The 20,813-nt window shown below is 69.8% G+C and carries 22 protein-coding genes; 7 read left to right on the top strand and 15 right to left on the bottom strand.

Features of this window, described 5'->3' with window-relative positions; all coding sequences use genetic code 11:
- Window positions 1–305: 305 nt before the first annotated feature.
- Window positions 306–755, bottom strand: a complete 450-nt coding sequence (locus NCG93_RS02845; RefSeq protein WP_194415520.1) for a pyridoxamine 5'-phosphate oxidase family protein — start codon at window positions 753–755, stop codon at window positions 306–308.
- A gap of 88 nt (window positions 756–843) precedes the next feature.
- Between NCG93_RS02845 and NCG93_RS02840 the strand changes: the two genes are divergently transcribed.
- A complete protein-coding gene (locus NCG93_RS02840; protein WP_194415521.1) occupies window positions 844–1,764 on the top strand; it encodes an AEC family transporter in 921 nt (306 codons plus the stop codon).
- Between the two features lie 44 nt (window positions 1,765–1,808).
- Here NCG93_RS02840 and NCG93_RS02835 read toward each other — a convergent pair whose 3' ends face one another.
- From NCG93_RS02835 to NCG93_RS02825, 3 genes are read right to left on the bottom strand one after another with little or no spacing between them, the layout of a single operon-like run.
- The gene (locus NCG93_RS02835; protein ID WP_241742200.1) at window positions 1,809–2,081 is read right to left on the bottom strand and encodes a DUF6510 family protein; all 273 of its coding nucleotides are present in this window, start codon (window positions 2,079–2,081) and stop codon (window positions 1,809–1,811) included.
- Window positions 2,078–2,803, bottom strand: coding sequence for a ferredoxin reductase (locus NCG93_RS02830; RefSeq protein WP_194415523.1), 726 nt, complete (start codon window positions 2,801–2,803; stop codon window positions 2,078–2,080). The genes NCG93_RS02835 and NCG93_RS02830 overlap by 4 nt, the downstream gene beginning before the upstream one ends.
- On the bottom strand, window positions 2,800–3,393 hold the full coding sequence (locus NCG93_RS02825; RefSeq protein WP_194415525.1) for a sulfite oxidase-like oxidoreductase: 594 nt from the start codon (window positions 3,391–3,393) through the stop codon (window positions 2,800–2,802). Before NCG93_RS02825 ends, NCG93_RS02830 begins: the two co-directional genes overlap by 4 nt.
- 185 nt (window positions 3,394–3,578) lie before the next feature.
- Between NCG93_RS02825 and NCG93_RS02820 the strand changes: the two genes are divergently transcribed.
- Window positions 3,579–4,136 (top strand): HdeD family acid-resistance protein, encoded by a 558-nt coding sequence (locus NCG93_RS02820; RefSeq protein ID WP_194415527.1) that lies wholly within the window; start codon window positions 3,579–3,581, stop codon window positions 4,134–4,136.
- Between the two features lie 69 nt (window positions 4,137–4,205).
- Here NCG93_RS02820 and NCG93_RS02815 read toward each other — a convergent pair whose 3' ends face one another.
- Both NCG93_RS02815 and NCG93_RS02810 read right to left on the bottom strand, forming a co-directional pair.
- Window positions 4,206–6,191 (bottom strand): S9 family peptidase, encoded by a 1,986-nt coding sequence (locus tag NCG93_RS02815; RefSeq protein ID WP_194415530.1) that lies wholly within the window; start codon window positions 6,189–6,191, stop codon window positions 4,206–4,208.
- A 3-nt stretch (window positions 6,192–6,194) separates the two neighbouring features.
- A complete protein-coding gene (locus NCG93_RS02810; protein ID WP_194415531.1) occupies window positions 6,195–6,968 on the bottom strand; it encodes an SDR family oxidoreductase in 774 nt (257 codons plus the stop codon).
- A gap of 42 nt (window positions 6,969–7,010) precedes the next feature.
- Here NCG93_RS02810 and NCG93_RS02805 point away from each other — a divergent pair, with 42 nt between their 5' ends.
- The 4 genes from NCG93_RS02805 (at window position 7,011) to NCG93_RS02790 (ending at window position 9,785) form a co-directional block, all read left to right on the top strand.
- On the top strand, window positions 7,011–7,490 hold the full coding sequence (locus NCG93_RS02805) for an NfeD family protein (protein WP_194415533.1): 480 nt from the start codon (window positions 7,011–7,013) through the stop codon (window positions 7,488–7,490).
- A 13-nt stretch (window positions 7,491–7,503) separates the two neighbouring features.
- The gene (locus NCG93_RS02800) at window positions 7,504–8,502 is read left to right on the top strand and encodes an SPFH domain-containing protein (RefSeq protein ID WP_194415536.1); all 999 of its coding nucleotides are present in this window, start codon (window positions 7,504–7,506) and stop codon (window positions 8,500–8,502) included.
- Window positions 8,499–9,275 carry a glycerophosphodiester phosphodiesterase family protein gene (locus tag NCG93_RS02795; protein WP_194415538.1) on the top strand — a complete coding sequence of 259 codons (777 nt, stop codon included), beginning with the start codon at window positions 8,499–8,501 and terminating at the stop codon, window positions 9,273–9,275. The genes NCG93_RS02800 and NCG93_RS02795 overlap by 4 nt, the downstream gene beginning before the upstream one ends.
- 126 nt (window positions 9,276–9,401) lie before the next feature.
- Window positions 9,402–9,785 (top strand): RNA polymerase-binding protein RbpA, encoded by a 384-nt coding sequence (locus tag NCG93_RS02790; protein WP_194415540.1) that lies wholly within the window; start codon window positions 9,402–9,404, stop codon window positions 9,783–9,785.
- A 23-nt stretch (window positions 9,786–9,808) separates the two neighbouring features.
- On the opposite strand, the gene lnt is transcribed toward NCG93_RS02790, so the two are convergent.
- From lnt to NCG93_RS02745, 9 genes are all read right to left on the bottom strand, one after another.
- On the bottom strand, window positions 9,809–11,377 hold the full coding sequence (gene lnt, locus NCG93_RS02785) for an apolipoprotein N-acyltransferase (RefSeq protein ID WP_252787419.1): 1,569 nt from the start codon (window positions 11,375–11,377) through the stop codon (window positions 9,809–9,811).
- Window positions 11,378–11,443: 66 nt separating this feature from the next.
- Entirely contained in the window at window positions 11,444–13,966 is a 2,523-nt protein-coding gene (locus tag NCG93_RS02780; protein ID WP_194415543.1) for a DEAD/DEAH box helicase, read from the bottom strand.
- On the bottom strand, window positions 13,963–14,730 hold the full coding sequence (gene tatC / locus NCG93_RS02775; protein WP_194416072.1) for a twin-arginine translocase subunit TatC: 768 nt from the start codon (window positions 14,728–14,730) through the stop codon (window positions 13,963–13,965). The genes NCG93_RS02780 and tatC overlap by 4 nt, the downstream gene beginning before the upstream one ends.
- Before the next feature lie 67 nt (window positions 14,731–14,797).
- Window positions 14,798–15,046 (bottom strand): Sec-independent protein translocase subunit TatA, encoded by a 249-nt coding sequence (gene tatA, locus NCG93_RS02770; protein WP_194415545.1) that lies wholly within the window; start codon window positions 15,044–15,046, stop codon window positions 14,798–14,800.
- A gap of 67 nt (window positions 15,047–15,113) precedes the next feature.
- Entirely contained in the window at window positions 15,114–16,076 is a 963-nt protein-coding gene (locus NCG93_RS02765) for a helix-turn-helix transcriptional regulator (protein WP_194415547.1), read from the bottom strand.
- On the bottom strand, window positions 16,073–17,068 hold the full coding sequence (locus NCG93_RS02760; protein WP_194415549.1) for a helix-turn-helix transcriptional regulator: 996 nt from the start codon (window positions 17,066–17,068) through the stop codon (window positions 16,073–16,075). Before NCG93_RS02760 ends, NCG93_RS02765 begins: the two co-directional genes overlap by 4 nt.
- A 45-nt stretch (window positions 17,069–17,113) precedes the next feature.
- Window positions 17,114–18,079, bottom strand: a complete 966-nt coding sequence (locus NCG93_RS02755) for an FKBP-type peptidyl-prolyl cis-trans isomerase (RefSeq protein WP_194415550.1) — start codon at window positions 18,077–18,079, stop codon at window positions 17,114–17,116.
- 9 nt (window positions 18,080–18,088) lie between these two features.
- Window positions 18,089–19,105, bottom strand: a complete 1,017-nt coding sequence (locus NCG93_RS02750; RefSeq protein ID WP_194415552.1) for a tRNA (adenine-N1)-methyltransferase — start codon at window positions 19,103–19,105, stop codon at window positions 18,089–18,091.
- Window positions 19,102–19,815, bottom strand: coding sequence for an HAD family hydrolase (locus NCG93_RS02745; RefSeq protein ID WP_308212089.1), 714 nt, complete (start codon window positions 19,813–19,815; stop codon window positions 19,102–19,104). Before NCG93_RS02745 ends, NCG93_RS02750 begins: the two co-directional genes overlap by 4 nt.
- 92 nt (window positions 19,816–19,907) lie before the next feature.
- Between NCG93_RS02745 and NCG93_RS02740 the strand changes: the two genes are divergently transcribed.
- Window positions 19,908–20,783: a PAC2 family protein gene (locus NCG93_RS02740; protein WP_194415554.1), complete on the top strand. Its 876-nt coding sequence runs from the start codon at window positions 19,908–19,910 to the stop codon at window positions 20,781–20,783.
- Window positions 20,784–20,813 lie beyond the last annotated feature (30 nt).

Genomic DNA, 20,813 nt, shown 5'->3' with positions numbered 1-20,813 from the left:
TGCAGACTTCGCAGAAGGGCAACAAAGACTCGAGCTGACATAATGTGCATTATCGGCGCATACGGGAACACCAACCCGTTGCACCGCTTCCGGCCGGACATCGGATGTAGGCCACGAAAGAGACGCCGCCGAAAAGCCACCGCTGCCGGAGAACACCGAGCGACACGAGCGGCAGAGCCGGCTCGACGAGCTGCTTGTAAAAGAAAAGGCGCACACGCGAGCCGCTGACGATCTCGCTCCAGAAACTTCGCCGGCTCCCGATGGTCGAGCTCGTCCCCGAGGATGATGCCTCCGGTGGCCGCCGGTCAGACCACCCACTCGCCGTCGCGCATCAGGATGCGACCGGCCAGCTCGTTCGACTCGCGCCACGCCTGGATGCGCGTCGGTCGGAGCACGAGGAACACGTACCCCGCGAGTCCTCGCGGATCCCAGTCGGCCTGTGCCGCGTACGCGGCGCCGAGCGATTCGTCGTCATCGACTCCGACCGAGCGCTCGAGCACGGCGTCGATCATTGCCACATCACGCGTCGGCCCGAGGCCGAGGCGCGCCACGCCGGACGCCTCGATGTTGCGGGCCGTGACCGATCCGCCCTCGACGGCGATGACCACCCGGTCGTGGACCCACGCCAGCGACAGCGGCACGAGATGCGGCGCCGCATCGGGTGACGCGCTCGCCACCCAGACGTCGACGGCCGGCGCGGTGAGCGCGGCGAGCAGATCGGCCTTGCGCGTAGCGCGGTCGCGGGGTTGCGGCATCCGTGACTCCCTTCGTACAGCGCGTGCCAGTCTGCCAGACGGCGACGCCCGATTCGCCCCCGAGAGAACGATTTCCTAGGCTCGGATCATGCTGGAGTCGCTCACCGGGTTCGTCGTGGTGGGTGTGGCGATCCTGCTGGGCTGGATCCTGGGTCGCGTCGACCTCCTGGGCGAGCATGCGCGCCCCGTGCTGGCCCGGCTGACGTTCTTCGTGCTCTCGCCGTTCCTGTTGTTCGTCGTGCTGGCACAGGCCGACGTGCACACGCTGTTCTCGGCGCTCCTGCCCGTGTCCGCGATCGCCGCCATCGCTGTGATCCTCGCGCACGCGCTCATCGCCCGGGTCGCCTGGCGGCGGTCGGTCGGTGAGACCGTGATCGGCGCGCTGAGCGCCGGCCAGGTCAACTCCAACAACATCGGCATCCCCCTCTCGCTCTACCTGCTCGGCAGCGCCGCGTACCCCGCACCGGTGATCCTGATGCAGCTCCTGGTGTTCACGCCGATCACGATGGCGATCCTGGATGCCGTCACCACTGCCCGCTCGTCGCTGTGGCGCGCGATCGCGCGCGTCGCCACGAACCCGATCGTGCTCGGTTCGCTGCTCGGCACCCTCGTCTCGGTGTCGGGCATCGAACTGCCGCCGATCGTGATGGAACCCGCCGTGCTGATCGCGAACGCCTGCGTGCCGATCCTGTTGATCGCCTACGGCATCTCCCTGCACGGCCAGCGCGTCTTGGCGCCTTCCGGCCGCCGGCGCGACATCATGCTCGCCACCGGCCTGAAGCTCGTCGCGATGCCGGTGATCGCGTGGGCGCTGGCGGAGTTCGTCTTCGGGCTCGCCGCACACGACGTGCTGGTGGTCACCGTGCTCGCCGCCCTTCCCACCGCGCAGAACGTCTTCAACTACTCGCAGCGCTACGACGTGGGCGAGACGATCTCGCGCGACACCGTCTTCCTGACCACGATCGGATGCGTCCCCGTGCTGATCGTCGCGACGCTGCTGCTCGGGTAGCCGGGTGCGTCAGACCGTCGCCGGCCGCCTGAGCCCGCTGCTCATCAGGGGCGGACGATCTCGTGCAGGCTCCCGATGACGAGCCGCGCCCGGCCGTCCTGCCGCAGCACCGTGAACAGCGTGTGCGTGCACGTGCGGCAGCGCACGATGGCGGCCGCCTCGTCGATCTCGACGACGGCCGCGGCGACCGGCGCTCCTTGGTGACACCCGCCGCACACCGCGATCAACGCCGTGACGTCGGTCTCGAAGACGTCCCACAGCAGACCTGCGGCGGCGTTGCCGTCGACCGTGCTGGTAGCGATCTCTGCCCGCATCATGCACCTCCGAAGCGTTCGGTCCTGATTCGTGCCGACGGATGTCCCAGCTGGACGAGTGCATCGGCGACGTGCTCGACGAAGCCCGTCGGGCCGCAGACGTAGACGATCGGCTGCCGATCCGGATCCCAGGTGGCTCCCCGCAGCACGTCACCATCGACACGCCCCACGCGCCCCTGCCAGCCGGTCGGTGCCGCACGCGTGTATCGCCAGGTGAGTCCTACTCCCCCGTCGGTGGCCACCCGCGCCAACTCATCGCGATATATCGCGTCTTCGGCCGTGCGCACCGAATACAGCAGCCGGAAGGATGCCGCGGCCCCGGCATCCCTGGCGGCCCTCACCATCGCCATCAGAGGCACGATGCCCGACCCGCCCGCGATGAGCTGCACGGGCTCCACTCCCCCGGGCCGCCACACGAAGTAACCGCCCAGCGGGCCCTTGACCTCGAGTTCGTCGCCAGGCAGGACATCGCGCACGAGGTAGGGCGAGACCTCGCCCTCGGGGATCTCATCGACGGCGAGCTCGATGGTGTCGCCCGGCCCGTACGACCCGATCGAGTACGAGCGCACCGCCTGATAGCCGTCCTCGGCCGTGAGGCGGATGTCGACATGCTGGCCGGCATCGTTCCCCGGCCATCCGGGCACCTGAAGCTTCAGCAGGCGCGCCGACGGCGTCGCGTCGACGGCATCGACCACGCGCGCAGGCTGCCAGCCTCCGACGGTCACCAATACCGTTCCTCGGTCCAGGGATCGCCGTGCATGTTGTAGCCGTTCTGCTCCCAGAATCCGGGCTCGTCGTCGTCCATCAGCGTGAGACCGCGCACCCACTTCGCGCTCTTCCAGAAGTAGAGGTGCGGTACGAGGAGCCGGGCCGGCCCGCCATGCTCGGGGTCGAGAGGCTCGCCCTCGAACTCGAAGGCGACCCACGCCTGTCCGTCGCGCAGCTCGTCCAGCGGGATGTTCGTCGTGTATCCGCCGTAGGAGTGCGCCATCGCGTACGACGCGTCGGATTCGACGCTCTCGAGCAGCGTGTCCAGTGACACGCCTCGCCACGAAGTGCCGAGCTTCGACCAGCGGGTCACGCAGTGGATGTCGGTGTCGACATCCTCGATCGGCAGCGCCTGGAACTCGTCCCACGTCCAGGACACCTCGGCGCCGCCCCCGGTGCGGATGCCGAACCGCCACTGATCCAGGTCGATGCGAGGCGTGGGCCCCGCCGACAGCACCGGGAAGTCCTCGGTCAGGTACTGGCCGGGTGGCAGCCGTGGATCGCTCTCGCGACGGCGTGCTCCGAACCCCCTCGAGACGACGGCCATCGAACTCCTCCTCCTGTGCGCCGCGCCGGGGCACACACTCACGGTCGCGCACGCTCACGGTAGCGCGGCTCGGCCCGTCGGGGCGATGGGCATCCGGCAACACACGTTCACGGTCGCGCGGAAGTTCGACAGCGGGTCTAAGCTTTTGCCCGCACCACGTACAGGGAACTCTCAGAAAGGCCCCCATGTCTACTGCATCCGAAGCCGAGAAGTCGGCCGTCAACGGGATCCGCACGGCGCTCGGCGTCGGCGGCGTCCTCGCTCTCATCGTCGGCATCCTGATCCTGGTCTGGCCGGGAAAGACCGCCGCCGTCGTCACCGTCATCATCGCGATCTACGCCATCGCCGCCGGGCTCGTCTACGCCGGTCTGGGGATCTTCTCGAAGACCAAGGGTGGCTGGGCCCGCGTCGGGCACATCGCCCTCGGCATCCTGTTCATCATCGCCGGCGTCGTGGCGCTGTTCAACATCGGTCAGACCACCGCCTGGCTCGCACTGTTCCTCGGAATCCTCATCGGCATCATGTGGATCGTCGAGGGCATCGTCGCACTGTCGACTCTCGGTGACGCCGCGTCGAAGGGCTGGTCGATCTTCTTCGCCATCCTGAGCATCATCGCGGGAATCATCGTGCTGTTCTCCCCGATCTGGGGCGTCATCGTGCTGTGGTGGATCCTGGGCATCTCGCTCATCGTCCTCGGCATCATCAACATCGTGCGCGCCTTCACCTTCAAGGGCGACATCTGATCCCAGCCGGATCAGAACGACGGCCCCGGGAGCGATCGCTCCCGGGGCCGTCGTCGTTCCGCGTCCGCGTCAGTCCACGGGCAGGTGGCGGCGCCACCAGTCCAGCACCGCATCGAACCGCTCGACGCGGTGACGCGGCTGGCCCGACCGGGTGAGCTCGTGGTTCTCACCGGGGAACACCAGCAGCTCCGCTTCGGTGCCCTGGCGCTTGAGTGCCGAGTAGTAGCGCGTCGCCTGCTCCAGCGGGCAGCGGAAGTCGAGCTCCGAGTGCATCACCAGGGTCGGCGTGGTCACCTGGCCGACGACGGCCATCGGGCTCTGCCGCACGATGTCGTCGGCCGAGACGCCCACGTACTCGTCGCCGAAGAACGAGCCGATGTCGCTCGTTCCCTGGAACGAGACAGGTTCGAGGAAGCCCCGCTCCACGATCGCGCCGGCGAACCGGTGGTCGTGCGCGATGACCCAGGCCGTCAGGTAGCCGCCGTACGAGCCGCCCATGACGCCGACCCGCTCGCCGTCCAGGCGCGCGTCGGCGGCGATGGCGCCGTCGAGGAAGTCGATGACGTCGGCGAAGTCGACGGTTCCCATCTGCTGACGGATGCTGCGCCCGTGCGCGCGCCCGTATCCCGCCGAGCCGCGCGGATTGGAGTAGACCACCGCGTAGCCGGCATCGACGAGCACCTGCGTCTCATCGAAGAGGTGCACGCCGTAGGACGCGAACGGGCCGCCGTGGATCTGCAGGATGACCGGGAACGGCCCCTCGCCCTCGGGCGCGGCGACCCACCCGTGCACCGGGTAGCCGTCGCGCCCAGTGACGGTGAGCTCGTGCGGCAGGGCGATGCCGGATGCCGCGGCGGGCGCCCCGAACGAGGTCAGGGTGCGGGTTCCGCCGTCCTCGACGAGCACGAGCTCGCCGTACGAGTCGGGACGCGCCACGGCGGCGACGACGAGGTCGCCTCCAGCGGCGTGGCCGGTCACCTCGACGTCGCCGCCGAGGACCTCCGAGAGGGAGCCGTCGCGACTGACGCGGATGAGCCGCACGCGCCCGCGCGTCCGGTCCTGCACCAGGAAGTCGTCGCCCACGGCCGTGATGTGGCTGCCGACCTCGCCGAGGTCGATGGTGTCGGCATCGGTGACACGCGCGGGGACGCCCTCGTCGAGCAGCCAGAGACCGACGCCCGGCGCGACGAAGTCGACGCCCTCGCCGACCTCGCTGGCCAACAGGACGATGGTGCCGTCACCGGCGACGTCGAGCCCCGACAGCGAGAGGCCGGCCTCGGCCGAGAGCATCTCGCGCTCGCCCGACCCGTCGACCGAGATCGCGATGAGGCGGTTGCGCAGGTCTCGGCGGTCGGCCTCGATGTCGTCCGGGACCGTCAGCACCTCGCGACCGTCGGCCGTGAACGCCAGACCGCCGTGTGACGTGGAGCCTTCGGTCAGCGCTCGCGCCTCGGCGGCGACCAGGATCTTCTTCGGCGGCGTGGCCTCGTCGGCGCGCACGGCAGCGGCGGGCTCGTAGAACGGCTCGGAGTCGGGCTCGGGCGCCGCGATCACGAAGACGTGTGCGGGACGATCGCCGATGTAGCCCAGTCCGTTCGCGTGCCAGCGCACACCGGTGATGTGCCGCGGCGCCTCCGCCCCGGCATCCAGCCCCTCCACGCTGCCGTAGCGGCCCTTCTCGGGAACGCGCGCGAGGTAGGCGATCGTCGCGCCGTCGGGCGACCACGCGAAATCCTCGACGCCGAGCGTCGCCTCGGTGGCCTGCACCGGCTCGCCGCCGCCTGCCACGACGACGTGCACCTGCGGCTTGCCCTTGGCGTCGGCGCGCACGAAGGCGATGCGCGAGTCGTCGGGCGAGAGCTTCGGAGACCCGTCGGCGACGCCGCGGGTGAGGCGGCGCGGAGCCCCGCCGGGGAGGTCGACGCGCCAGAGCTGGCCGACGGCCCGGTTGGCGGCGATGTCAGGACGCGACGACGCGAAGACGGCGAAGGAGCCGTCAGTGGCGATCGCGGGGCGTCCGACGGAGACGAGGGTCTCGATGTCCTGTGCCCGCATCGATCACTCCGCCCCGAACGACGAGACGTCGCCGACCAGACGGGTGTTGTCGGCGGGCACCGGCTCGAGGGCGGCGAGGGCGACCTCGGCGGCGAACTCGGAGACGTTGTAGAGCTTGCCCGCATCCTCGCGACGCGCAGCGATCGCTCCCGGGTTGGCACGCTCGAGCAGGGTGGCGGTGATGGTGCCCTCGATCATGTCGCCCGAGACGACCACGAACTCGACGCCGCGTTCGGTCAGCGCGGGGATCCGCTCGCGGAGCGCATCCTCGCCGGCGCGCTTGGAGAGGGCGACCGGCTCGTACTCGGGCATCGTCGGCGTCGTGCGGATGAAGTGCGCCTGGTGGCTCGTGACGAAGACGACCCGAGAGCCGTCTCCCAGCAGCGGCAGCGCGGTCTCGAGAACGCTCACCTGCGCATCGCGGTTGAGCAGCAGGGCGTAGTCCTCCGCCATGCCGGACTCCATGCCGCCCGACGCATTGAGAACCAGGATGTCGAGCCCGCCGAAGGTGCGGGCGACCTCGTCGAACATGGCCTGGACGGATGCCGGATCCGTGAGGTCCGCACCGACCACGAGCACCTGCACACCGAGTTCGCGCAGCTCCGTCGCGAGCTTCTCGGCCCGCGGGGCCTTGTTGCGGTAGTTGATGACGACGTTCGCGCCGGCCTGTGCGAGGTAGCGCGCGGTGTCGGCGCCGATGCCTCGGGACGAGCCCGTCACGAGTGCGGTCTTGCCGCTCAGGGAACTCTCGGGAAGCGGGTTGGATGTCTCAGTCACGTGTAGACCCTACCTGCTAGGTTCGAGCGTAGGAGGCGCATCGTGGAGCTCATCGACACCATCGAACAGTGGGCGTGGATCGGCTGGTTGGTGCTCATCCTGGTGTTCCTCGTCATCGAGATGCTGACGCTCGATTTCACCTTTCTGATGCTCGGCATCGGCGGTCTCGCGGGCTTGCTCGCCGATCTGCTGGGAGCGCCGATCTGGCTCCAGGTGATCATCGCCGCAGGCGTCGCCGCGATCCTCGTGCTGGTGCTGCGACCGCCCTTGCTGCGGCGACTGCGACGCGGCGAAGACCCGACGCCGTCCAATGTGGACGCCCTCATCGGGCTGCGCGGCACCGTCGTCTCGTCCGTCGGAGCCCATGGCGGCCAGGTCAAGCTCGCCAACGGCGACATCTGGACCGCCCGTACCGAGGCCGGCGACTTGGAACCCGGCATGCCGGTTCGCGTGAGCCGCATCGACGGCGCGACCGCGGTCGTGCGCTCCGACTCCCCCACTCCCCCGACCCCCGCAGTTTAGGACCCGCTCCCGTATGAACGATTTCGCTTCCACCATCCCCGCGGTGATCGGCTGGATCCTCGCGATCGCGGTCTTCATCTTCGTACTGGTGGTCATCTTCCGATCCGTCCGCATCATCCCGCAGGCGAGCGCCGGCGTCGTCGAGCGTCTGGGCCGCTACCACAAGACGCTCATGCCGGGCCTGAACCTGCTGGTGCCCTTCATCGACCGTCTGCGTCCCCTCATCGACATGCGCGAGCAGGTCGTCTCGTTCCCGCCGCAGCCCGTGATCACCGAGGACAACCTGGTCGTGTCGATCGACACCGTCGTGTACTTCCAGGTCACCGATGCACGTGCCGCCACCTACGAGATCGCGAACTACCTGGGCGCCGTCGAGCAGCTCACGACCACCACGCTGCGCAACGTCGTCGGCGGCCTGAACCTCGAAGAAGCGCTCACCAGCCGTGACAACATCAACGGCCAGCTGCGCGTGGTGCTCGACGAAGCCACCGGCAAGTGGGGCATCCGCGTCTCGCGCGTCGAGCTGAAGGCCATCGATCCGCCGCACTCGATCCAGGACTCGATGGAGAAGCAGATGCGCGCCGAGCGCGAGCGTCGCGCGACGATCCTGACCGCCGAGGGCTCGAAGCAGTCCCAGATCCTCGAGGCCGAAGGGCGCCGGCAGGCAGAGATCCTCAAGGCCGAAGGCGACAAGCAGGCAGCCGTGCTGCGCGCACAGGGCGAGGCCGAGGCGATCCAGACCGTGTTCGATGCGATCCACTCCGGCAACCCCGACGACAAGCTGCTGGCCTACCAGTATCTGCAGACGCTCCCCAAGATCGCCGACAGCGCGTCCAGCAAGCTCTGGATCATCCCGAGCGAGTTCACCGAGGCGCTCAAGGGCCTGACAGGCTCCTTCGCCGGTGTGATGACGGATGCCGCGGCCAAGGGCCGCGCGCAGAGCACGGGCGCCCCTTCGGGCGGGCCCGCGCTGGGCGGGCCGCCGCCGGCCGTCACCCCGCCCACTCCGTGACGCACCCGTGGTTCGCGGGGGTCGCGGCGCCTCGCGTGCTCGCGCACCGAGGTCTCGTGACGCCGGAGGCCGCCGGGACCGGCATCGTGGAGAACTCGTTCGCCGCCGTGGCCGCCGCGCACTCCGCCGGGGCTCATTACGTCGAGTCCGACTGCCACCTGACCGCCGACGGCGTGGTGGTGCTCTTCCACGACGACGACCTGTCGCGCGTGACCGGCGACCCCCGCAAGGTCGCTGACGTCCCCGTGCGGGAGCTCGCAGAGCTCATGACCGGACGCGGCGGGCTCATCACCCTCGCACAGGCGCTGGACGCGTTTCCGGCGACGAGGTTCAACCTCGATGTGAAGGCGACGGATGCGGCAGCCGCCGTCGGCGCGACCATCGCGCCGTTCGGAGACCGGGTGCTGCTCACCAGCTTCTCGGACGCACGACGGCGCGCGGCGCTCGATGCGGCCGACGCGGCGGGACGCGGCATCCGTCCCGCGACGTCAGCGGGTCGCGGCACCATCGGCCGCGTGCTCACCGCCGTGGCGGCACGGTCCGATCGACTGCTCACGCGCGCGCTGGCCGGCATCGATGCCCTGCAGGTGCCCGAGCGTCAGGGACGGCTGCGCATCGTCACCCCGCGGCTCCTCGCCGCCGCTCACCGGCACGATGTCGAGGTGCACGTGTGGACGGTGAACGAGCCGGACGACATGGTCCGTCTCGTCTCGATGGGAGTCGATGGGATCGTGACCGACCGCGCCGATGTGGCTCTCGCCGCGCTGTCTTAGCACGCTCACGTGACCCGGCGCCAGCCCCGCTGTGCATCCACTGTGAAAGGTGGGTGAACAGGGCTCCTTCGGATGATCCGCACAGGTCGCTTCGTTATACCTATACAGCGACGAGAGGACCACAAAATGGCAGACCGCAGTCTGCGCGGCATCCGACTCGGCGCCCAGAGCCTACAGAGCGAAGAGGGCGTCGTGTTCCATGAACGCGCACAGCACAGCTACACCTGCACCGTGTGTGGGCGTGACACGACTTTGACCTTCGCGGCCGACGCCGAGGTCCCGAACGCGTGGGAGTGCCGCACGTGCGGCGCCGAAGCGCTGCTGCGGGTGGGCGACGGCACCGCGACCGTCGACCACTCCGGAGACAAGATCCCCCGCAGCCACTGGGACATGCTGCTGGAACGCCGCACCCTTCCGGAGCTCGAAGAGCTCCTCGAGGAGCGCCTCGCCTTCATCCGCGCCCGCCGCGGAGCCGGCGAGAACGTCGCGGCCGACAAGCTCAGCGCCTGACCCGCATCCACGCGACGCCGGCCCTACGGGGCCGGCGTTTTCGTGTTCCCCCCAGGGCGCGTGCGGCCGAGCACTCCGAGACTGACCAGAGCGATCACGCCGCCCCACACGAGCAGGAGCTGGATGGCGCCGCCGAACGTCACCGCGGGGGTCAGACCGGTGCGCAACGGCACGTCTTCGAGCATGTGGCCTGCGGTATCGGCGGGGATGCCGGCGATCTCCGACCCGTCCGGGGCGATGATCTGACTGGTGCCGACGGTCGAGATGTTGACGACGGACCGGCCGGTCTCGACCGCGCGCATGCGCGCGAACGCGAGCTGCTGCAGATTCTCGTCGGTGCCGCGGAAGTCGGCGTTGTTGGTCTGGAACATGTAGATCTCGGCGCCGTCCTGCGCACCATCCCAGATGACGTCGTCGTAGATCACGTCGAAGCAGATGGCGAGGCCGACGCCGACCCCGTTCACATCGAAGAACGGCCGGGCGCCGCCGGGTGTGTACTCCCGCTGGACGAGGTCGATCAGGTCCGGCGCGAACAGGCGGTAGAGCCAGCGATCGGGCACGTACTCGCCGAACGGAACGGGGTGCCGCTTGTCATACACGTCGACCGGGTTGTCGGCGTCCTGCTCCCACAGCAGGGATGAGTTGAAGTACTCGTCGCCGCGCTGAGTGACCGCCGCGACGACGAGCGGCGCCTCCAGCCGATCCGTGAGCGCGTCCAGCGTGGCGGCGGTGCTCGCATTCATCGTGGGATCCGAGTCGACGCCGCCCTCGGGCCACAGCAGGACGTCGAGGTCCTCGCCGAAGAGCGGGGCCGTGGCCTGGAGCTGGGCGTTGAGCACGTCGTTGCGGCCGCGCTCGTCGAAGTAGCCGGCAGGCCCGTTGCCCTGCACCGCGCCGACGCGCATGGTCCCGGCATCCGTGGTCGGGAACTGCGGGAGCGCGAACAAGAGGATCGCGACGACGGCGAACGGGATCGCCGTGCGGATGTCGCGATACCGGCGGAGCCGCACCCACTCGACACCGCTCGCGCACAGCATGACGATGAGGAAGGAGAGGCCGGCGACGCCCACCCAGGATGCGACGCTCGCGAGCGGGCTGTCGGCCTGCGAGATGCCGACGCGTCCCCACGGAAAGCCGCCGTACGGCCATGTGCCGAGCAGCTGCTCCCTGAGAACCCAGAGGGCTGCCACGATCGCCGGGAGGGCGAGCAGGCGCGCCCAGGCGCCCGTCCGCACGCGCGGGAGCCACCGGTAGGCCAGCGCGATGGGAACCGCCGTCGCCGCGGTCAGCAGCGCCTCGAGCGTGGCGAGGGCGATCCACGGGACGGGACCGAGATAGCGCGCGGTGAACGATACGTTCACCAGGAAGAACGCCAGGCCGAAGACGAGGCCGACCAGCACGGCCGCCCAGATACGCCGGCCGATGAGGCTGATCAGGGTCAGCGGGATCGCGACGAACACCATCGGCCACCAACCCAGCGCCGGAAAGGCCGTGGTGAGGGCGAGTCCGCCGGCGGCCGCGGCGATGACGGCCGCCCACAGCGGCAGCAGCGGGCGCGGCAGCGGCGGACGGGACGGCGCGTCGGGTGGCACGGATTCCACCCTAGGCGAGCCAGGGATGGCGTTCGTCCGGGCGGGGTCTGAGGTCGTCGGGCGGCGCTACACGGTGGAGTAGGCGACGATGCCACGACGGACGGCATCCAGCGCCTTGCGGGCGGTCCCCGCGATCGGCTGGTCGGCGACGATCGACAGCTGGTCGAGCAGATCGATGGTCTGCTTCGCCCACCGCACGAAGTCGCCGGCCGCCATGTCGGCCTCGGTCAGCACCCGGTCGAGCATGCCGCCGCGCGCCCAGGTGTGCATCGCCAGCGCCAGGCCCGCCGAGACCGGCTCGGTGCCCGGCAGCCGGTGCTCCTCCTCCAGGTCTTCGAGCTCCTGCCACAGCGTGAGGGTCGCGTCGAAGGCGCGCCGGAAGGCGCCGCGCGGCAGACCGTGTTCGCCCGGCCCGGCGTCATCGCGCCGCGGCTCGTACACCAGGGAACAGGCGAGCGCGGCCAGGGACGCGGCATCCAGGTCCTTCCAGATCCCCCGGCGCAGCGACTCGGCGACCAGCAGATCGCGTTCCCCGTAGATGCGGCGCATGGTGCGACCCGAGGGTGTGAGCGTGGTCGAGCCGTCGTCCGCGACGGCCACGTATTCGAGGGCGGCGAGCACGTCGACGACGCGGTCGAAGATCCGCGCCACCGTGCCGGTGCGCGTGTCGATCTGACGGCGCAGCTTGTCGATCTCGCGCTTGAGCTTCCAGTAGCGCTCTGCCCAGCGGGCGTGATGCTCGCGGTCCGGGCACTGATGGCACGGGTGCCGCTGCATGCGCTTGCGCAGGCTCGTGATGCGATGATTCCGCTCGTCGCGCGTGCGCCGTGCCGCGCTGACATCCTTGCGGTTCAGTTTCTCGAGGTCGCTGAGCTCCCGGCGGATGCCGGAGTACTCTGCGAAGTCGCCGCGGTCGCACGTCATCGCCTTGGCGTACCCGGCGAGCGACTCCTCCTGCTCGCGCACCTGGCGGGCGAGGCCCACCACCGCACGGTCGGCCTGGAACTGCGCGAACGAGGACTCGAGGATCTCTCGCGCCCGGGCCCGGCCGAACTGGTCGATCAGATTGACCGCCATGTTGTACGTCGGGCGGAAGCTGGAATTCAGCGGATAGGTGCGCCGCGACGCGAGGGCCGCGACCGCCTGCGGGTCGAGCGCCTCGGTCCACTGGATCACCGCGTGCCCCTCGACGTCGATGCCGCGACGTCCGGCCCGTCCGGTGAGCTGCGTGTACTCCCCCGAGGTGATCGCGACGCGTGCCTCGCCGTTGAACTTCTCGAGCTTCTCGAGCACCACGGTGCGGGCGGGCATGTTGATGCCGAGCGCGAGCGTCTCGGTGGCGAACACGACCTTCACGAGCTTGCGCTGGAACAGCTCCTCGACGACCTCCTTGAAGGCCGGCAGCATCCCGGCGTGGTGGGAGGCGACCCCGCGCTCGAGATTCTCCCGCCACTCCCAGAAGCCCAGCACGGCGAGGTCCTCTTCGAGCAGCGAGCGGGTGCGCTCCTCGATGACCGCACGGATCTCGCGTCGCTCGTCCTGCGACGTGAGCCGCACGCCCGCGCGTCGCACCTGCTGCACGGCGGCGTCGCAGCCGACGCGGCTGAAGATGAAGAAGATGGCGGGCAGCAGATTCGCCCGCGACAGCAGCTCGACGACGTCAGGGCGGTCCAGCCGCTCGATCCGCTGCACGTTCGCAGAGCGCACCGGCCGCTTGTTGCCCCGGTTCGGACGCCGATGGGATGCCTCGTACCCGCCGCCCGCGTAACGCGCGCGTTCACCGCGGTCGCCGCTGCGCAGCTGCTGGGCGCGCCGGTTGTTCTCGAAGTTCGGTCCTTTGAATGACCGGATCCGCATGAGCTCCTGGTTGACCTGCGCGGTGGCGATGCCGGCGCGGTCGTCGAACAGCGGCAGCAGGTCGCCCCGCACGAGCACATGCTGCTCGAGCGGCACCGGGCGGGTCTCGGAGACGATGACCTGGGTGTCTCCCCTCACGGTGTCGAGCCAGTCGCCGAACTCCTCGGCGTTCGACACGGTGGCCGACAGCGACACCAGCCGCACGCTCGGCGCGAGGTGGATGATGACCTCCTCCCACACCGCGCCGCGGAACCGGTCGGCGAGATAGTGCACCTCGTCCATGACCACATACCTGAGGCCGCGCAGCGCCGGCGAGTCGGCGTAGAGCATGTTGCGCAGCACCTCGGTCGTCATGACGACGATCCGCGCGTTGCCGTTGATGTTCGTGTCGCCGGTCAGCAGGCCGACCTCGTCGGGGCCGTACACGTCCTGCAGCTCACGGAACTTCTGGTTCGACAGCGCCTTCATCGGCGTCGTGTAGAACGCCTTGTCTCCCGGCGTCTGCATGGCCAGATGAACCGCGAACTCGCCGACGATCGTCTTGCCCGCACCCGTGGGCGCGGCGACCAGCACGCTGCGGCCGTCCTCGAGTGCGCGGCATCCTTCGATCTGGAACGGGTCGAGGGTGAACCGCTGGGATGCCGCGAATGCCGCCGTGACCGGGTACGTGCGCTCGAGACGGGCGGCGTCGCTGGCGCGCGCGTAGCGTTCGGCGGGTGCGGGGTCGCTCACGACACCTCGGGCGGAAGGAGCCCCGCAGCCTTGTCGCGTTTCGCCCTCCGCCGGTCGAACAGCATGGAGAGGCCGACCGCCGCGAAGTACAGCACGCACAGGATGCCCCCGAGAAGAAGCATCGAGGTGACATCCGCGGCGGGGGTCGCCATGGCCGCGAAGACCGTGATGATGATGATCGCCACGCGCCACCCCTTGAGGATGTCGCGGCCCGACACCACACCCGCGAGGTTCAGGGCGACGAGGAAGACCGGGGTGACGAAGGAGACCCCGATCACCAGCAGCAGCTTGAAGACGAAGTCGTAGTACGTGGCGTAGTCGTAGAACTGGGCGATGCCCTGGTCGTTGGGCACGAAGTTCGCCATCAGCACGACCATGTGCGGCATGATGAGCCAGCCGACGTAGAGGCCGGCCATGAACAGCGGGATCGCGGCCCCGAGGAAGCCGATGGTGTAACGGGTCTCTTTGCGGGTGAGCCCGGGCATGATGAACGCCCAGATCTGCCACAGCCACACCGGTGCCGAGATCAGCAGGCCGATCGCGAAGGCGATCCGCATGTGCAGGTCGAAACCACTCGCGACGGTCGTGAAGTTGAGGGCGATGTCCTGGTCGCCACGCGCCTTCGCGATCTGCACGATCGGCTGCGCGAGCAGGTCGATCACCCAGCCGCTGATGAGGAACGCGATGACCATGCCGACCACAAGGCCGGCCGCAGCGATGAAGAATCGCTTCCGCAGTTCGCGCAGGTGCCCGCCGAGGGACATCCGCTTGTCGCGCCGAGGCTGCTCGGGCTCTTCGATGCGCGATGGCTCCGTCGTGACCACGCCCGGGTCAGGAGGACGGGTCTGCGGTGCTGCTGCTCGGGCTTGCAGGCGTGTCGGCCTTCGGAGTCTCGGCCGCCACGTTCTCGGTCTTGGACTTGCCCGCCGTGTCGTCGTCCTTCATCGCCTTCATCTCGCCCTTGAAGACCCGGGCGGACTGACCGACGCTCTTGGCGAGAGCCGGAAGCTTCGCGGCCCCGAAGAGGAGCAGGATCACCGCGAGGATGATCAGAAGATGCGGCCATCCGAATGCGCCCATGCGGAGTCTCCCTTGTCGGTGCGGATGTGGCTCCAGTGTAACCTGCGGCGGCGACGCGGCGGGGCCCTCAGCGGTATTGCGCCAAGCCGGCATCCGCCCATTCCGCGACGGCGCGGCGCGCAGCGGCGGGCTCGAGCACTTCGACGGCGCCTCCCCGGCGTGTCGCGAGACGGCGCAGGCTCAGCTCGTCGGCGACGCGCATGGTCGCGATCGTGACGCCGTCGGAGGTCACGAGCGTCGCGCGATCGAGGTAGTCGCCCAGCAGCGGCGCGACCTCCTCGGCGAAGCGGATGCGAGCGACCACCTCGCCGGCGTCGGTGTCGAACCAGTCCGGCGCCTGCTCCCCCGCGTGCGTGCTCGGGATGCCGGTGAGCTCGGGGTCGCTCACACGGTCGAGGTGGAAGGTGCGCATCGCCTCACGGAGGTGGCACCAGCCCTGCAGGTACCACTGGCCGCTGGCGATGTGCACTTTGACCGGGTCGACGGTGCGGGTCGTCGGAGCGGCATCCGGCGCCTTGTAGGTGAACGAGACGGCGACACCGCGGCGCAGCGCGTCTGCCACGAGATCGCGTACGGCGTCGACCGGCTCGGGGGCGAGGATGACCTCCGCCGGCATCCCGGACGCTCCGCGGGCGAGCTTGGCGAGCAGGCCGGCGTAGAGGTCGGTGTCGCCGACGCCGGGGATGGAGCGGGCCAGCTGCAGGCCGGCGAGCAGTGCCGCCGCCTCGCGGGCTGTGAGCTTGGGCGACCGCTCGAGTCCGACCGAGTTGGTGATGACGATGAGGTCGCGTTCGTCGAGGAGGTCCCAGTCGATGTCGAACAGGTCGTTCGCCATCTGCCAGTAGCCCCGGTCGCCGGGCAGTCCGATCACCGTGAGCTTCTCGACCATCGAGCGCATCTGCTCGAGTGAGACGTCGAACTCGTCGGCGGCCTCGGCGAGCGAGACTTCGCCCTTGCCCACGAGATACGGCACGAGCTGCAGCATGAGGGCGGCCCGATCGGTGGCGACCAGTGGGCGGCGCGCGCTCATGACACTCCTCGATGCAGATCGCGTGCCGCGGCGAGGCGGTCGATCACGCGATCCCGCAGCTCGGCGGGTGCGACCACGCGCACCTCGGGTCCATAGGAGGCGAGCTCGTCGGCGAAGATGTGCTCGTCGACGTACGGCACGCGGATGCCCTGCTCGGCCGGTTGCGCCCGGCGGGCGAGCCGCAGGGCGGCCTCGGTGCCGGGATTGACCTCGAGGAGCGCCGAGTTGCGCGCCGCGACCTCCTCGAGCCCCGCGAGCGCCCGGTCTCCGGCGCCCTCGCGCAGAGCCGGGTCGAACGAGACGCGTGTGAGCACGACCGGCCCGACGATGCGCTGCAGAAGGAAGGTGCGATCGGCCCGGACATCGAGGTCGATGCCGAACACATGCCAGCGACCCTCGTACTCGACGAGGGCGAGCGGCTGCACACGGCGCGTGCGCGGCGCGTCCTCCCCCGGCTTGAGGTACGGGAACGTGACGACGGTGCTCTGCTCGATCGCCTGCTGCAACGGCGGGAAGGCAGGATCGTGCAGGCTGAGCCGGGGCGAGAACCCGATGATCGGCTCGTCGACCAGATCGCCGAGCGCCCGGATCTTGCGCAGACCGCTGCGCGCGTCGTCCGACATCGAGCTCTGACTCCACACACCGCCCGCGAGGGTCAAGAGCGCCAGCTCGGCAGGCGTGAACTCGATGTCCTCCGGCAGCTCGTACTCGGCGGTCGGCACGCGGTAGCGCGCCTCGCGCAGATCGTCGGGGTCGGCCCAGTCGCCGATCGTCTCGATCGGCACGCCCAGGCCCCGCAGCGACTCCTTGTCGCGCTCGAACATCTTCTCGAGGGCATCCTTCGACGCGCCCGCCTCACTCTGCTCGCGATAGCCGGCGACCGAGGTGAGGATCGTGTCCTTCGTCAGCCCCTGGTCGGTCGCGATGAGGGCCACCACGAGGTTGACAAGGCGCTCCTCGGGCGGGATCTTCGCGGCGGCAGTGGCAGGCACCCGCCTATCTTAGGGCCGCGCACGGCCCCACCGCCGAACGCCGGGTCACTCCTCGGGTGCGACGTCCAGACCCAGGATGTCGATGACGAACACGAGCGTCGAGCCCGCCGGGATGGCGCCCTGGGCCTCATCGCCGTAGCCCTGATCGGGCGGCACCACGACGAGGACCTGCGAGCCGACCGTCTGCCCCTCGAGCGCTTGAGCGAAGCCCGGGACCACACCGTCGAGCGTGACCGACGCCGGCTCGCCGTCCCAGGTGGAGTCGAACGCCTCGTTCTCGCCCCACACGACCCCGGTGTAGTGCACGCGCACCGGCTGATCGCCGGTCACCTTCTCGCCGGTGCCCTTCTTCAGCGTCTGGACGACGACATCGGTCGGCGGTGCTCCATCGGGGATGATCAGGCCGGGGCGACCGTCGGGCGCACGCACGACGGTGGGCAGGCCGAACCCGCTGTTGAACTGGTTCGCACCGTCCGCGGCGGGGAGGTACACCTTGCGCACGTCGACGACCGCGACCGCGGTGTCGTCGTCCTCCAGGCCGAAGCCCTTGGCGACGCCGTCCGCCATGTCATCGGGTGACAGCGCGACCGCGATGCGCGAGCCGTCGGTGGCGCAGTGCAGAGCGTCCTCGAAGCCCGGGAAGTTCGTGGTCCACTGGGCCGGAGACGTGACGCTCGACAGGTCACCGTCGTAGGCGGTGGCCACGAGCGGCTCACCGGTGGCCCCGCTGAACAGCGCGACGTCGACGACCATCAGCTGGTTCTGCGCGGTGATCGGTGTGCCGTCGCCCACGACCACGTCCTCGTAGGCGAGGTGCGGCGCGCGCAACGGCGTGTACATGTCGACCTCGGGCTGCTCGTCGGTGTCGCCCGTGACGTCGATGAGGTCCATCACGTCGGCGTCGGACACGGCGGGACGAGAGCAGTCGGACGACGAGCCGGGCATCGAGCATCCGGCCAGGCCGACGGTCACCAGTCCCAGGACGGCGAGGGCAGCGGGGATCTTGCGCACCGGAACAGTCTAGGCGGTGCCGTCGGGCGCGCCCGCGCGTCCCGCCGCCTGCCGGGCCCCCTCCGCCGCGCGCTCGGCCTCGCGGACGCGCTTGCGCAGGTTCTTGTCGGTGATCTGCCGGTCGCCGACCGCACCGGGTGTCCACAGCTCGACGTCCTCGTCGCCGTAGCTCGACTTCGACGCGCGACGCTTGACCTCGGGTGCGACGGCGCCCGGCGCCAGCCGGCGCGCCCAGATGAGGAAGCCGGTGTGGGCGACCATCCGGTGGTCGGGGCGCACGGCGAGCCCTTCGACGTGCCAGCCGCGCACCATCGTCTCGTTCGCGCCCGGCTCGGTGAACAGCCCCGTGCTGCGGATGTACTCGGCGACACGGCTGAGCTGCGTCGCTGTCGCGACGTAGCAGACCACCACGCCGCCGGGCGTGAGCGCCTCGGCGACGGCATCGATGCACTCCCACGGCGCCAGCATGTCGAGGACGACGCGATCGACGGATGCCGCAGCCACCGTGTCCGTCAGCTCGTCGGCGAGATCCCCCACGACGACGTCCCAGCTGCCGGGGACCTCTCCGATGAACGTCTCGACGTTCGCGCGGGCGACGGCGGCGAAGTCGTCCCGGCGTTCGAACGACACGAGCCTCCCGGCGTCGCCGATCGCCCGCAGGAGCCAGAGCGATAGTGCCCCCGAACCCACACCGGCCTCCACGACGGTGGCGCCGGGGAAGATGTCGGCCTCCGCGATGATCTGCGCGGCATCCTTCGGATAGACGATGGCCGCGCCGCGCGGCATCGACATCACGAAATCGCGCAGCAGGGGGCGCAGCGCCAGGTACTCGTGGCCGCCGCTGTTGGCGACCACGGAACCGTCGGGCTGGCCGATCAGCTGCGTGTGCTTGAGCACGCCGTGGTGCGTGTGCAGTTCGCCGTCCTCGCGCAGCGTGATGGTGTGGAGGCGTCCCTTGGGACCGGTGAGCTGAACGCGATCGCCGAGTCGGAACGGGCCGCTCGGGCGGGTGATCTCGTCAGTCATCGTGCATTCTCCTCGATGGCGGTGGCGGCGCCGGCGCGCAAGCGCGTGCGGTGCGACTGGTGGAAGGCGGCCAGGTCGTCGACGGTGCGCCCGTCGAGGGTGTCCCACAGCACGTGGGCGCCGGCGCCGGTGAGCGACACCATGAGCGGCACCCCGATCACCGACGCACCGGATGCGACCGCCGCGCGCACGCCCGTGGAGGAGTCCTCGATCGCGACAGCGTCACCAGGTTTGACTCCAAGAAGTTCGCACGCCTGCAGGTAGGCATCGGGGTACGGCTTCGGGCGCGTCGCGTCGTCGCCGGCGACCACGACATCGAACGCGTCGAAGTCGATCAGATCGACGACCGCCTGCGCCATCCGGCTCAGCGACATCGTGACCAGCGCCGTCTTCACGCCATTCGCGCGCAGATCCGCCAGCAGCTCGCGAGCACCGGGGCGGAACGGCACGCCCGTAGTAGCCAGCTGACGCATCACATCGTCCGTCAGATGGTCGACGATGTCGCGGACACCCATGCGAACACCTTCGGCCTGGAAGACGCTCGCGGAGTCCTCCAGTCCCGCACCGACGAGCTGCAGCGCCTGCTCGTGCGACCACGTGCCTCCGAAGCTCTCGACCAAGGCCGTCTCCGCTGCCATCCAATAGGACTCGGTATCGACCAGGGTGCCGTCCATATCCCACAGGACGGCGGCGAGAGGAGGCTCATTCACCGTGCAATCCTACCGACGGGGCTCCGACCGTCCGCCGAGAGGGGGGCATATCCTGGAAGGAGCCCGCAGCCGATGCGGGCGGAGGGGGTCCCGTGGACGGACTGGGTCGTCGTGTTCTCGTCGCTGCATTCGACGGATGGAACGACGCGGGCGAAGCCGCGTCCTCCGCGATCACGCAGCTGCGCGACGGCGGCTCGTACGAGACGGTGTTCTCGGTCGACCCCGAGCTCTACTTCGACTACCAGTACACCCGCCCGCACATCGCCGCCGATGCGGACGGCCGGCGCACCCTGCAGTGGCCCGAGGCCTCCCTGCTGCGCCCCGCGCGTGCGACCCGTGGCACGCAGCTGTGGCTGCTCACAGGCGTGGAGCCGGCTCGCGCGTGGCAGGCGTTCTCGTCCGAGTTCGTCGACATCGCCCTGCGGGAGGACATCACCGGCTTCGTCGCGATCGGCTCGATGATGTCGGACGTGCCGCACACCCGCCCGATCTCGGTGTTCGCGGGCAGTGACAACGAGAACCTCCGCACCACGCTCGAGCTCGAGCGCAGCTCCTATGAGGGACCCGTGGGCATTCTCAGCGTCCTGGGCGACGCCGCGGAGCGTGCCGGCATCCGGACGGCGAGCCTCTGGGCCAGCGTGCCGCACTACGTCGCCGGTCACACCCCGTCGCCCAAGGCGACGCTCGCGCTGCTCGACAAGCTCGAAGACCTGACCGGCGCGCCGGTGCCCCGCGGCGACCTCGCCACCGAGGCGGCGGCCTGGGAGGCCTCGATCGACGCGGCGGCGGCCGACGACGAGGAGATGACCGACTACATCCACCAGCTCGAGCGCACACGCGACACCTGGGACTCGCCCGAGGCGTCCGGCGACGCGATCGCGCAGGAGTTCGAGCGGTACCTCCGCCGGACCGACGGCAAGCCGGGCGATGGACCGAGCAAGCCCGGCCGCGACGACCCGCGCCGCTGAGCGGCATCCGCGCGCACGTCGTCCGCCGTC

Origin of the sequence: Microbacterium yannicii (genome assembly GCF_024055635.1) — a bacterium.
Classification (GTDB): Bacteria; Actinomycetota; Actinomycetes; order Actinomycetales; family Microbacteriaceae; genus Microbacterium; species Microbacterium yannicii.
This window is presented reverse-complemented; position numbering and strand designations above follow the sequence as displayed.

Coding starts and splice junctions, on each gene's coding strand:
- NCG93_RS02815 (WP_194415530.1), bottom strand. CDS start 6,191: ATGCGGGCACAGGACATCGAGACCCTCGTCTCCGTCGGACGCCCCGCG.
- tatA (WP_194415545.1), bottom strand. CDS start 15,046: ATGGGCGCATTCGGATGGCCGCATCTTCTGATCATCCTCGCGGTGATC.
- NCG93_RS02790 (WP_194415540.1), top strand. CDS start 9,402: ATGGCAGACCGCAGTCTGCGCGGCATCCGACTCGGCGCCCAGAGCCTA.
- tatC (WP_194416072.1), bottom strand. CDS start 14,730: ATGTCCCTCGGCGGGCACCTGCGCGAACTGCGGAAGCGATTCTTCATC.
- NCG93_RS02765 (WP_194415547.1), bottom strand. CDS start 16,076: ATGAGCGCGCGCCGCCCACTGGTCGCCACCGATCGGGCCGCCCTCATG.
- NCG93_RS02835 (WP_241742200.1), bottom strand. CDS start 2,081: ATGATGCGGGCAGAGATCGCTACCAGCACGGTCGACGGCAACGCCGCC.
- NCG93_RS02800 (WP_194415536.1), top strand. CDS start 7,504: ATGAACGATTTCGCTTCCACCATCCCCGCGGTGATCGGCTGGATCCTC.
- NCG93_RS02825 (WP_194415525.1), bottom strand. CDS start 3,393: ATGGCCGTCGTCTCGAGGGGGTTCGGAGCACGCCGTCGCGAGAGCGAT.
- NCG93_RS02820 (WP_194415527.1), top strand. CDS start 3,579: ATGTCTACTGCATCCGAAGCCGAGAAGTCGGCCGTCAACGGGATCCGC.
- NCG93_RS02750 (WP_194415552.1), bottom strand. CDS start 19,105: ATGACTGACGAGATCACCCGCCCGAGCGGCCCGTTCCGACTCGGCGAT.
- NCG93_RS02840 (WP_194415521.1), top strand. CDS start 844: ATGCTGGAGTCGCTCACCGGGTTCGTCGTGGTGGGTGTGGCGATCCTG.
- NCG93_RS02845 (WP_194415520.1), bottom strand. CDS start 755: ATGCCGCAACCCCGCGACCGCGCTACGCGCAAGGCCGATCTGCTCGCC.